This is a genomic window from Brevibacterium sp. VCM10 (assembly GCF_000583215.1).
Classification (GTDB): Bacteria; Actinomycetota; Actinomycetes; order Actinomycetales; family Brevibacteriaceae; genus Brevibacterium; species Brevibacterium linens.
The window spans coordinates 78,527-90,848 of the sequence record NZ_JAJB01000021.1; the positions used below are offsets into that span (position 1 = coordinate 78,527).

Genomic DNA, 12,322 nt, shown 5'->3' on the forward strand with positions numbered 1-12,322 from the left:
GGGGTCGTCGTGCACGATTCAGTCTCGCCTGACGCGAGCAGTTGTCGATAGGAATTCGAGGCAGTCGACGGCGGTGCCGGTGTCACCGATGAGCCCGCCTTTCGTGACGATCGGCAGTCCGTCAGCGCTTCCGCCGACGAGGCGACCGCCCACGGCCAGAGGCACGATCTCCTTGTCGATCTCCATCCCCATCGCACCGAGCTCGCGCATCACCGTGGCGGTGACGTCCCCGCCGGTGGTGTAGAGGCCGGAGACCGGGAGGGTGGACATGACCGCCGAGGCGATCAGTGCCAGGCGCCGTGTCGTCTCTTCGGATTCAGCATCGGTGAGTTCGCGCAGGTCGCTGGTCTCGAGGACGGTGGCGATGATGATCGCCCGCGCCGAGGCGGTCCGATCGATGAGGCCGAGTGCGGCCTCGACATCGGGCAGTCCCGCGTCGTCCGAAGGTGCGCGCAGGACCGTGATCGTGGGGTCCTCGGCCACTGCTGCAAGCTGTGCACGGGTGACCTCAGTGGCCGATCCCGAAATGCCGAGCAGAATGCCGTCGGCGCGAGCCGGCAGCCGAGACTGAGCCAGGGCGAGGCTGCCGGGTCCGGGGTCGATGGTCACCCAGTCCAACCGCTCACCGTCGGCCAGACCTGCGCGGTTGCGGATCTCCGGAGTGGCCGCCTCCGCGAGCTCGTGGCTGATTTCAGCGATGACGGACCCGACGAGGTCGATGTGGTCGGTGGTCAGGGCATCGGCGATCAGCACGTCCGTTCCGTCGCCGATGGCGTCGAGTACGGCAGTGCGCACGGCACCCCGACCGGCCAGCACCGTGGCGATATCGATGAGGCGGCTGTCGAGATCCGTGCCGGCGGCAAGGATGTCCTCGATGACGGAGGTGCGCATGGGGGAGCGGACGTCATGGGCGAGCTCGGTGTGTTCGAGCAGTCGGCCGCCCAGCAGCTGTCGCCCCTGCACGGTGGTTCTGCCTGCGGCAGGGAACGCCGGCACGCACAGGCCCAGCACGCGATGCGGCGGACCATCGGTCCCGGCGAGAGACCGTCTGCGGGCCGAGATGGCGGCGGCCGCGGCGGGCCCGACATTGCCGCGCAGGGTGGTGTCGATTCGGCACGCCACGAGGTCGACGGTCCCGGCGGTTTCGATGAGTTCGGTGTAGAGCTCGCTTGCCTGCTGCGTAGGCAGGTGCCGGGAATCGGTGTTGACGACGACCGCGTCGAAGTCATCGAGCAGTCCGCTGATGTCGACGCCGCCGGCCGGGCCGGTATCCGTGACGGTGATCGTCCGCAGCCCCGCCTCGGCGAACAGGGCTCCGCACGCATTTCCGCCGGTGAGATCATCGGCGACGATGAGGATGCGCGGACTCGCCTGCGTCGTGGAGGCGGCTGCGGTCGTTTCGTAGTCGGACATGTGGGAGGCGCTCATACGACCAAGTCGAGCACGAACAGCAGCGGAAGGGAGCAGATCCACACGGAGGTGGTGATCCCCGACCAGCCCTTGATGGCATTGATTCCGTCGAGGCCGGCGAATCGGGTGACGACCCAGAAGTAGGAGTCGTTGAAGTAGGAGAAGACCATCGAACCGGCGGTGCAGGCCATGACGGCCACGAGCGGATCGAGTCCCAGCGGGGCGATGAGCGGAGCCGTCACCGAGGCAGCGGTGATCATCGCGACCGTACCCGATCCCTGAGCCAGGCGGACGAAGGAGGCGATGAGGAACGGGACGAGAAGCGCGGGCAGGCTGATCGAGGCGATCGCCTCGGCGAGGGCGTCACCGACACCAGATTCGCGCAGGACCAGTCCGAAGCTGCCGCCGGCGCCGGTGATGAGCAGGATGAGACCGGCCGAGGCGGCACCGTCGGCCAGCCAGCTCTGCACCTGATTGCGTGGGGTCACGCGGGGCAGCAGCGTGTAGACGGCGAGGATGAGGCCGATGATCAGGGCGACGACCGGGTTGCCGAAGAATGCCAGCGGAGCGACCCAGGCGGAGGGTTCATACGCCTCGCCGGCGAGCTCTCCCTGTGCGCTCTTGTCGATTGCGGTGCCGACCGTGTTGGCCACGATGAGCAGGAGCGGGACGATGAGCGGAAGGAAGCCGAGGAAGGCGCCCGGCTTCTTGCCGGTGCCCGGGTCGGCGCCGGCCGCGTCCTGCGACGTCGCGGAGTCGGTGGAGCTGTCGCCGGAGTGCTCATGGTCGCCCGTGAGGGTGGACACCCTGGATGATCCTTCGTCGGTGCCCTCCGCCGAGGCGGCCGAGACCTCGGAATAGACGTCGTGCCTGACCTTGCTGTTGAGCACGGGTTCGAGCTTCGGCCCGATCCAGCGCGCGTAGACGACGACCACGGGCAGGAGGATGACGGTGAAGACGATGCCGGCGAGGATGACCGATCCGATGTCGGCACCGAGGATGCCGGTGGCAGCCAAAGGGCCCGGCGTCGGCGGCACCATGTGATGAGTCAGGGTCATACCGCAGCCCAGAGCCAGCGCGAGGGTGACGTAGCCGCCCTTCTTCACGCGGGCGATCGAACGAGCCAGCGGATTCATGATCACGTAGCCGGAGTCGCAGAAGACGGGGATGGACACGAGCGAGCCGACGGTTCCCATCGCCCACGGCTCACGGCCCTTGCCGAAGGCACGGAGGAAGGCGCGGGCGAGGGAGTCGGCGGCTCCGGAGACTTCGAGGATCTTGCCGATGCCGACGCCGAGGCCGATGACGATGCCGATGCTGGCCAGGGTGTCGCCGAAGCCGGTGGTGATCGAGTCGATGATCGAGAGCAGATCCTGACCGGCGACGATGCCGGTGACGACGGCCGCCAGAAGCAGGGCGATGAAGGCGTCGAGTCGGGTCGCGAGCACGATGACGACGATCGTCGCGATGCCGGCGGCCAACGCCAGTATGAGTTGCAGGTCCATGGGGTCCTCCGCGGTGAGGCCGGCTCGCGGGCGAGCCAGGGTGTGTGGTTCTCATTGACTTCGCCACGACCTGCGATGCCCGAGGGCAGTCGACGATCAGAAGCGAAGTTGAACAGTATGAGCAAGTATGAGTCATAACTGCACGTATATGCAATGTCGAGCGCGGGTGCGTTCCTCCTGCGGGGCGGGTGCGTGAATGCGGGGCCAAGCGTGTGAGTGCGGAGATGCGTGCGTGAATGCGGGGCCAAGAGCGTGAATGCAGAAATTCGAGGGAGCGGAATGTTGAATTCAGCGGACTGAATCGACATTCTGCTCCCTCGAAACTGCGGGGTGCGCGTGGAGAGGGTGTCGAGGAGGTTCCTGTCAGGCGCGGGGGTCGACGATGATCTTCACGTGCTGCTCGTTGTTGTTGATGAGCTCGTCGAACCCGCCCGAGATGAGCTCGTCCAGGCCGATGCGTGCGGTGATGAAAGCTGAGAGATCGATGGTGCCGCCGGCGGCCAGTCTGATCGTCTCCGGGTGGTCGCCGGAGTAGCCGATGGTTCCTCGCAGGTCGATCTCCTTGAGGACCAGCTTCGGCATATCGACCTCGGGCTTATGCCCCCAGATGGAGACGTTGACGATGACTCCGCCGGGACGGGCGGCATCGAGGAGCATGTCCAGAACCGCGGGGACGGACGAGCATTCGAATCCCACGTCGGCTCCACGGTCGCCCGTGCGCTCTCGGATGGTTTCGGCGACATCGAATTCTCGTGGATCGAGGACCTCGTCGGCAACGCCTGTTGAGAGTGCCATCTGCTTGCGCGCCTCGGAGAGCTCGGAGATGTAGACGGTCAGTCCCTTGGCTTTGAGGACGGCGGCAGTGAGGAGGCCGATGGGTCCTGCGCCGCCGACGATGGCGGTCTGGCCGGATTCGGCGTCCGAGCGGACGACTGCGTGGTGGGCAACAGACAGCGGCTCGATCAGCGCTGCCTGGTCGAGTGGGATGTCGCCGATGGGGTGCACCCAACGGCGTTGGACGACGATCTTCTCCGAGAGTCCGCCGCCGTGCCCGCCAAGGCCGATGAAGTTCATGTCTTTCGACAGCTGATAGCTCTGGCCGGGGCTGGTGTCGACATCTTCGGCGATGATGTAGGGCTCGACGACGACGTTCTGCCCTACCTCCAGATCATCCACTCCTTGGCCGAGCGCTGTGATCGTGCCGGAGAATTCGTGCCCCATCGTGACAGGCGCGGACTCGCCGGAAATCGGATGAGGGTGCCCTGCCGGAGGGACGAAGATCGGCCCTTCGAGGTATTCGTGGAGGTCCGTTCCGCAGATCCCGCACCATGCGACGTCGATGGCGACTGTGCCCGGCCGCAGTTCGGGTTCTGGGATGTCTTCGATCCGGATGTCTTTGCGCGCGTGAAATCGTGCTGCCCTCATGATGAGTCCTTTCGTGGGGCGTATCCGTGCCATTCGGTGTTCTTCGACGCTAGAGCGCTTGCGACGTGAGAGCCAGGGTTGCAGGCGATTGCATATGAGTGGCATCACCATTGATTTATACCCCCTAGGGGTATAGGTTGTGGGTATGAACAAGCCGCAGAATCATCGTCATTACGGAATGCAGTCTGCTGAGACAGACCATTCCGCACACACTGAGACCATGGCCCACTCCGATCACGCTCGCCATGACCACAGTGGTCATGGCGACCACTCCGGTCACGAGGCTCACTCCGGCCATTCGGGCCACGCGGGTCATGCCGGCCATGGCGATCACGTCGCGCAGTTCCGGAGGCTGTTCTGGATCATGCTCGTCATCGCCGTGCCCGTCGTCGCATTCAGTCCGATGTTCGGCCACCTCGTCGGATACGAGGTTCCCGACACCGGCATCCTCGGTGCGCTTCGCTGGCTCTCACCGATCCTCGGCACCGTCATGTACGTATGGGGCGGCAAGCCGTTCCTGGCCGGCGGACTCGACGAGATCAAGGGGCGCAGTCCGGGCATGATGCTGCTCATTGCTCTGGCGATCACGGTCGCCTTCGTCTCGTCCTGGGGATCGTCGCTGGGTCTGCTCGACCCGCAGCTCGACTTCTGGTGGGAGCTGGCTCTGCTGGTCGTGATCATGCTCGCCGGTCACTGGATGGAGATGCGCTCACTGGCACTGACCACCTCGGCGCTGGACAGTCTCGCCGCACTGCTGCCGGATGAGGCCGAGAAGATCATCGACGGGGAGACGATGCGCGTCGCTCCGGCTGACCTCGTCGTCGGTGACATCGTCCTCGTCCGTCCCGGCTCCTCCGTTCCCGCCGACGGACGGATCATCGACGGCGCGGCCCACATGGACGAATCCATGGTCACCGGAGAATCCGCGACGGTCCGACGCGGCGAAGGCGACTCGGTTGTGGCCGGCACCGTCGCCGCCGATTCCGGGCTTCGAGTCGAGATCACCGCGATCGGTGACGACACAACGCTGGCCGGTATCCAGAAGCTGGTCTCCGACGCTCAGAGCTCGTCATCTCGAGCCCAGCGCATCGCTGATCGAGCCTCGGCATGGCTGTTCTGGTTCGCTCTCGGCGCTGCCGTGATCACAGCGGTCGTCTGGTCGCTCATCGGCATGCCGGACTCGGCGGTCGTGCGCACGATCACCGTGCTCGTCATCGCCTGTCCTCACGCCTTGGGTCTGGCCATTCCGCTGGTCGTGTCGATCGCCACCGAACGTGCCGCCCGTGCCGGCGTCCTCGTCAAGGACCGGCTCGCGCTCGAGACGATGCGCACGGTCGATTCCGTGCTCTTCGACAAGACCGGCACCCTGACGAAGGGTCAGCCGACGGTCACCGCCATCGAAGTCGTCGAGGGTGCCGGGGCCACGCGAGCCGAGAGTGAAGTGCTCGGCCTGGCGGCTGGGGCCGAAGCCGACAGCGAGCACCCGTTGGCCGCAGCCATCGTCACAGCTGCGGCTGAATGGGGGGTCGACGTGCCGAGAGCCTCCGACTTCTCGTCGTCACCTGCGGTGGGGGTCAAGGCCGTCATCGCGGGCCAGACGGTCGAGGTCGGCGGTCCCAGACTGCTCGAGGCTCACGATGCCCCCGAGGCGAAGTCTGCGGAGGCCTGGCGAGCCGAAGGTGCCATCATCCTCCACGTGCTCGTCGACGGGTCTGTCGTCGGTGCCCTGCGGTTGGCCGATGAGATCCGGCCGGAGTCTCGCGATGCCGTCGATGCTCTCCACGCCATCGGTGCACAGGTCGTGATGATCACCGGAGACGCCGAGGCGGTCGCGCAGTCTGTGGCCTCCGAGCTCGGCATCGACCGTGTCTTTGCCGGCGTTCATCCCGCCGACAAGGCGGCGAAAGTCTCTGAGTTGCAGGGGGAGGGGCGTCGTGTGGCGATGGTCGGTGACGGTGTCAATGACGCTCCTGCGCTCGCGCAGGCCGATGTCGGCATCGCCATCGGGGCCGGAACCGATGTGGCCATCGGCTCTGCCGGAGTCATCCTCGCTTCCGACGATCCGCGGTCCGTGCTCTCGATTGTCGAACTCTCTCGGGCGACCTACCGGAAGATGAAGCAGAACCTGTGGTGGGCGGCCGGGTACAACCTGCTGTCGGTGCCGCTGGCGGCAGGAGTGCTCGCTCCTGTCGGATTCGTGCTGCCGATGAGTGTGGGTGCGATCCTGATGTCGATCTCGACGATCGTCGTCGCCCTCAATGCTCAGCTGCTGCGCCGACTCGACCTGCATCCGCAGGCGGCAGTCGGGCGAGTGCACTCCACGAGCTGATCTCGGCGCAGACGATTGAGGCGGGTGATGCCATTGAGCATCACCCGCCTCAGTGCGTTGTATCCGGTGGAGATGTTCGCACCGGCAGGTCGTCAGCGCGCTAGGGTCTCGTCGATGGAGCTGGTTCCGGTGGCCAGGGTGACCTGTGTGCCCCACGGGTCGACGACGCGTACGGAGCGTCCGTCATCGGCGAAGTCGAGGTTGTGCGTGCGCAGGCGAGCGACGAGCGCGTCGAGGTCCTCGCGTCCGGGAACGGTGATCGCGACATCCCCGAGGCCGAGGCTGGCCGCGCGAGGGCCGGCGCCGCGGCTGTTCCATGTGTTCATGGCGACGTGGTGGTGGTATCCGCCCGCCGCCGCGAAGAGGACTCCGGGCATTGACGACAGCGACGGCTCGAAGCCGAGGGCATCGACGTAGAATTCGCGGGCCTGAGGGATGTTGCCGACCTGCAGGTGGACGTGGCCGACGATGCCGGGTTCGGCGGCAGTGTTCGCGAGGATGTCTTGATTGAGGTGGCGTTCGAGGAAGCGGTTCGGGTCAAGGTAGAGCGTGTCCATCTGGACCTCACCGTCGAGCGAGTGAGTCCATTCCGAACGGGCGCGGTCGACGTAGAGCTCGATGCCGTTGCCTTCGGGATCGGTGAAGTAGAACGCCTGGCTGACAAGGTGATCGCTGGAGCCGACGAAGGTGCTGTTGGTGTTCTGCGCGGCGTGGGCGACCGTGGCGGCCAAGGCTTCCTTGGTGTCGAACAGGAAGGCGGTGTGGAACAGGCCGGCCTGTTTGGCGTCGACGCCGGGCAGGCCCGGGGTGGCCACGAGCTTGACCAGGGGAGTGGCGCCGCGGCCGAGCACACGGTGGACTTCGCCATCGCGGGCGGTCTCTTCGAGGGGTTCCATCGCCAGGGCGTTCGAGTAGTAGTTCGACATCTTCTCGAGGTCGCCGACGCGCAGGGTCACCGCGTCCATTCCGGTGGCCGCGCTGAGTCGTTTCTCATCGACGGCGAGTGTCTGCGGGGCGGTGGAGGTCGGTGCCTGGATGGGGGTGGCGGTCATGCTGTTCTCCTGAGCGGATGGGCTGTTGGCTCCAGTCTAGATCAAGCTAGTTGAACATTCAACAAATAGGCTGATGACCCTATTCCCGATCCGCGCCGAAGGGAATCCGATCCCATTGAAGCCCCACGCACTATGCGACTGACTCGATGCGGCACCAGCGCACTCTCGTCGATAGGCTGGTGCCATGAGGTTCGATTCGAAGTCCGCCCCTGCTCTCGCCGGGCTCCTGACCGCCGCACTCATCGCCCTCAGCGGCTGCGGCTCCGATGCAGACTCATCAGCGGAGGCCGAATCGACGCCGACAGCGGCACTCGATGTCGTGGCGCAGGGCTTCGACTCCCTCGACGAGCTCGCGGATTATGTGGCGCAGTCCTTGGACGGTGTCGAGGTGAGTCTCGAGTCCGAGACGAACCCCGACTTCAACCAGGAGGCCGAACCCGAACGCCTCCATGTCGAGTTCGCCTCCGATGAGAACAGGGCCAAGGACTTGGAAGCCACGGCGTTCATCGTCCAGGCGACCTCACAGGCAGCCTTCGACTACGACATCCTCGTGGTCACGGGAGACGTCGCGGCGGGGGAATGGAGATACCTCTACGACCGTTCGACCGTCGAGGATCTCACCGCCGACGGTCGGATCGACGTTGCCGACATCTGGGACTCAGCCGAACAGAGCTTCGACACCATTCATCGCTGAGCCGCGGCTGCTCTATTTCTCGATGGCGACACCATCGGCGTCGGCGAAGACCATCGCTCCTGGGCGGATCGTCGCGCCGCCGATCTCCACGGTCACGTCGATCTCACCGGCACCGTCTTTCGCGCTCTTGCGCGGATTGCTGGCCAGAGCCTTGATTCCGAATTCCATCTCGGCCAGAGCTTCACGGTCGCGGACAGCGCCGTTGATGACGACTCCGTTCCAGCCGTTTCGGACCCCGGCCTCGGCGATCATGTCACCCATGAGGGCGGTGGCGATCGAACCGTCACCGTCGATGACGAGCACGGCGCCGTCGCCTGGCTGATTGAGGGTCTGCTTGACCAGTCCGTTGTCCTGGAAGCAGCGGATCGTGCGGGCCGGTCCGGAGAATGAGGTCTTGGCTCCGAAGTCGCCGAAGTTCAGAGCGATCGAATAGAGGTCGTCGCCGCGTTCGTCCCACAGGTCTGCTGTCGAAACTGTCATCTGTCTGCCTTTCGTCGATGGTGGGTGGTGGGAGGTGCTCAGGTGAACGCCTGGGTGCGGGCGTAGAGTCCGGGGACTCCGCCGGAGTGGACGAAGACGACCGCGTCTTCGGAAGGGAAGCGGCCGGATCTGATGAGGTCGATGAGACCGGCCGCAGCCTTGCCGGTGTAGACGGGGTCGAGGAGGATCCCCTCGGTGCGGGCGAAGAGGCGCACGGCCTCAGCCATCTCGGGTGTCGGCAGAGCGTAGCCGGTCCCGACATAGTCGCCGAGTCCCGTCGTGGCATCGCGGGGGACAGGCGGCAGGTTGAGGAACCGTGCCGTGGAATCGACGAGGTCGACGATCTTCGGTTCCTGCTCCGCTTGTGACCGGCTGACGTTGATGCCGATGATCGGGACGGTGCTTCCTGCGCTGTGGAGTCCGACGATGAGCCCGGCCTGCATTCCGGCCGAGCCGCTGGGCGTGACGATCGTGGGGGAGTCCACTCCCTCCTCGGCGAACTGATCGAGCAGCTCGTGGGCACAGTCGACATAGCCGAGCGCGCCGATCGGATTCGACCCGCCCACGGGGATGATGTAGGGGATCCCGCCCTCGCCGCGCAGCTTCTCGGCCAGAATCTCGGCCTCGCCGAGGAGGTCAGCTCCGTGGCCGAGCACGGTGACCGAATCCGCGCCGAGGAGGTCGAGGAGCAGGAAATTGCCCGTGTGCTCCGGAGGGTTCGCCCCTGCTGGGCCGAGTGCTGTGCCGTCGGGTCCGAGGTCCTCTTCGACGATGAGATGGCAGTCGAGGCCCTCGGCGCGTGCAGCGGATAAGGTCAGCCGACAGTGGTTGGACTGGACCCCGCCGACGGTGATGAGCGTGTCCGCTCCCTGGTTCAGTGCGTCGGCGATGAGGTACTCGAGCTTGCGTGTTTTGTTCCCGCCCTGTGTCAGCCCCAGCCGGTCATCGCGTTTGATCCAGATCTCCGGTCCGCCGAGCTCGGCGGACAGTCGCCGCAGATGCTCGAGCGGTGTCGGGCCAGCGGTGTAGCGGCGACGGGGGATTTCGTTCAGGGCGACCATGGTTCCCGAGTCTACCGAGCGGGTCGGCGAAGCTGGCAAGACACCGTTCAGGATTCGGGCAACGGCATGACAGCGGGTCGTCCTCAGCCGACGAACTCGACCTCACGAACAGCGTCGCCGCCCTTGCCTACGGCTTTGGCGTCTCTGACCGTCAGGGTCATGACCTCGTGGGTGTCCAGGTTCGTGTAGGACACCCAGGTGTACCCCTTGCCGGAGTCGGCTGAGGTCCGGTGCCAGCGTGTGGCGTGCCCGTCGTTGTGTTCGGCGAGGGCAGCAACGACGTTGCGTGTGGCGAGACGATCCATGACCGAGTCATCACCGATGCCGTAGGCGGTGATCAGTTTGTCCGCGTACTTGACGGCACCCTTCGGGTGTCCCGAACTCTGGGGTGCCTGAGCGGCACTGGGCGCGGGTGCTGAATCAACGGAGGCCGATGCCGGACCGACTGCGAGGCCCAGAGATGTGAGACCGGCTAGTGCAGCGACGCCCCACTTTGCGGCGTGAGTGCTGATGAAGGCGGGCATGGTGACTTCTCCTCTTCCGGGACAGGGACATTGCTGGAATCGAGTATCGTCATCCCAGGTGAGAGCCGATTCCCCGAGCCTGAACAGAAGCTGAGACGCGTCGTCGGAAATACGGAGGTTCTATTGCATTGCGATGACATCTCCGAGACATTCCGTCAGAAGGAGTCTTGTCCGAATCCGTGGATTCCGGACTGTGACAGATTCACAGCGGTTACGGAACCGAATCGTGATCGTCCTCTGTCCGATCCATCCAGTCCTTTCCATCGAGGATGCGAGCGACCATCATCGAACTCGCCTGGTCGCCGACCGCATTGACCGTGGTGGCCGGCGGATCGATGACGGTTCCGATGATCTGGATGATCGGCAGCGCCGTTGCTGGGAAGCCGTAGAGGGTGATGATCATGAGCTCGCCGATGAAGCCGCCAGAGGGGATTCCTGCCATGACCATTCCGGCCAGCAGCGCCACGGCGATGGCGATGAGGATGTTCTCCGGAGTGAAGAAGTCGCGCTGGAACACGGCAAAGAGGAAGGCGATCTTGAGGATCGCGGACAGGCTCGATCCTTCCATGTGGATCGTGGCACCGATCGGCACGATCGTCTCCCGGATGTCCCGTGGGACTCCGATCTTCTCTCCGGCACGCAGGTTCGCTGGGATCGCCGCCACCGAGGACGACGTACCCAAGGAGATCGCTGTGGGTTCGAGGATATTGCCCCAGAAGCGGGAGACGCCTCGGCGGCCGCCGGAGACGAAGGAGTAGAACGTGAAGGCGAGGATGAAGTAGGCGATCGCCACCGGATAGTAGACGAGGAAGGCGCGAACATAGTCCCCCACGAGCTGGGCGCCGAGGTCGCCGACGAGTGCGGCGAAGTAGGCGCCGAGGCCGATCGGGGCGTAGTACATGATGATTGAGGTGAACTTGAGGAACACCTCGGTGCCGGAATTGAGGAACTGGGCGAACGACTTGCCGGCGTCGCCGATCCTGCTGGTGGCGAAGCCGACGATGACGGCGAACACGATGAGGGCGAGCATGTGCTCGGCGGACAGGATCTTCGAGAAGTCGTCGACGACGACGGTTTGGACGAGCTGGTCACCGATGGACCCGACGTCCTCGACGTTCTCCGGCTCCTGCATCTCCACTTCGACGCCGTCGGTTGCGTTGAAGATGCGCAGCGCGGCGACCATGACGATGGAGGCGACGATGCCGGTGACGGCGAAGGCTCCGAGCATACTGCCCATGATTTTGCCGAGTCGCGCCGCCGAGGACATTCCCGCGACCGCGGAGGCGATGGAGAAGAACACGAGCGGCACGACGAGAGTGAACATCATATTGATGAACAGCGTGCCGAACGGCTTGATGACGGTGGCGCGTTCCCCGAAGACGAGGCCGATGATCGCGCCGATGACTACCCCTGTGAGGATGAAGATCGGGAAGCGGTAGTTGCGCAGAATCCGGAGGAAGCCTGACGGCTCAGTCTTCGTCGCGGAGGTCTGCGCAGGCGAGGCGGCGGGGGAGGACATAGGCTCTGCCTTTCAGCTCAGCATTATTGTTCCGCCGACAGTGCGGCGCGGCGTCATGGCCCTGGCGATCCTACCTGGGGCACAGCGAAACCCGGCACGCGGATGGCGTACCGGGTTGTCGATGTTCGCTCGAGCCGACGAATCAGCTCTCAGCTGACGAATCCTCGGCGTTCGAAGTGTCCGAGGATGGAGTCACGGCGGACTCGTCGATCGCCTCATGCGAGCCGTCCGGGAGGCGTCGGAGGGTCACACCTTCCGCTTCGGCGAGCTTCTCCAGGTCCTCTTCGGATACATCGTCGGCATATCCGGGAGTCGCACCATAG

10 protein-coding genes are annotated in these 12,322 nt (G+C 65.1%); 2 read left to right on the forward strand and 8 right to left on the reverse strand.

Annotation, left to right across the window (positions count from 1 at the left end):
• Positions 1-18 precede the first annotated feature (18 nt).
• From AD89_RS0106075 to AD89_RS0106085, 3 genes are all read right to left on the reverse strand, one after another.
• The gene (locus AD89_RS0106075) at positions 19-1,428 is read right to left on the reverse strand and encodes a four-carbon acid sugar kinase family protein (RefSeq protein WP_231488482.1); all 1,410 of its coding nucleotides are present in this window, start codon (positions 1,426-1,428) and stop codon (positions 19-21) included.
• The gene (locus tag AD89_RS0106080; protein ID WP_025777717.1) at positions 1,425-2,915 is read right to left on the reverse strand and encodes a GntP family permease; all 1,491 of its coding nucleotides are present in this window, start codon (positions 2,913-2,915) and stop codon (positions 1,425-1,427) included. Before AD89_RS0106080 ends, AD89_RS0106075 begins: the two co-directional genes overlap by 4 nt.
• Positions 2,916-3,278: 363 nt before the next feature.
• Positions 3,279-4,340: a 2,3-butanediol dehydrogenase gene (locus tag AD89_RS0106085; RefSeq protein WP_025777718.1), complete on the reverse strand. Its 1,062-nt coding sequence runs from the start codon at positions 4,338-4,340 to the stop codon at positions 3,279-3,281.
• Positions 4,341-4,560: 220 nt separating this feature from the next.
• On the opposite strand from AD89_RS0106085, the gene AD89_RS0106090 reads away from it, so the two are divergent.
• The gene (locus tag AD89_RS0106090; RefSeq protein WP_231488484.1) at positions 4,561-6,669 is read left to right on the forward strand and encodes a heavy metal translocating P-type ATPase; all 2,109 of its coding nucleotides are present in this window, start codon (positions 4,561-4,563) and stop codon (positions 6,667-6,669) included.
• 92 nt (positions 6,670-6,761) lie between these two features.
• On the opposite strand, the gene AD89_RS0106095 is transcribed toward AD89_RS0106090, so the two are convergent.
• The gene (locus AD89_RS0106095; protein ID WP_025777720.1) at positions 6,762-7,721 is read right to left on the reverse strand and encodes a VOC family protein; all 960 of its coding nucleotides are present in this window, start codon (positions 7,719-7,721) and stop codon (positions 6,762-6,764) included.
• A 184-nt stretch (positions 7,722-7,905) separates the two neighbouring features.
• Here AD89_RS0106095 and AD89_RS0106100 point away from each other — a divergent pair, with 184 nt between their 5' ends.
• Complete coding sequence (locus AD89_RS0106100) at positions 7,906-8,415, forward strand: hypothetical protein (protein ID WP_025777721.1); 510 nt, start codon at positions 7,906-7,908, stop codon at positions 8,413-8,415.
• A 12-nt stretch (positions 8,416-8,427) separates the two neighbouring features.
• On the opposite strand, the gene rraA is transcribed toward AD89_RS0106100, so the two are convergent.
• From rraA to AD89_RS0106120, 4 genes are all read right to left on the reverse strand, one after another.
• Complete coding sequence (rraA, locus tag AD89_RS0106105) at positions 8,428-8,895, reverse strand: ribonuclease E activity regulator RraA (protein ID WP_025777722.1); 468 nt, start codon at positions 8,893-8,895, stop codon at positions 8,428-8,430.
• Between the two features lie 38 nt (positions 8,896-8,933).
• Entirely contained in the window at positions 8,934-9,956 is a 1,023-nt protein-coding gene (locus AD89_RS0106110; protein ID WP_025777723.1) for a D-cysteine desulfhydrase, read from the reverse strand.
• A gap of 83 nt (positions 9,957-10,039) precedes the next feature.
• Positions 10,040-10,480, reverse strand: coding sequence for a hypothetical protein (locus AD89_RS0106115; RefSeq protein WP_025777724.1), 441 nt, complete (start codon positions 10,478-10,480; stop codon positions 10,040-10,042).
• 211 nt (positions 10,481-10,691) lie between these two features.
• Positions 10,692-11,999, reverse strand: a complete 1,308-nt coding sequence (locus AD89_RS0106120; protein ID WP_025777725.1) for a dicarboxylate/amino acid:cation symporter — start codon at positions 11,997-11,999, stop codon at positions 10,692-10,694.
• Between the last annotated feature and the right edge of the window lie 323 nt (positions 12,000-12,322).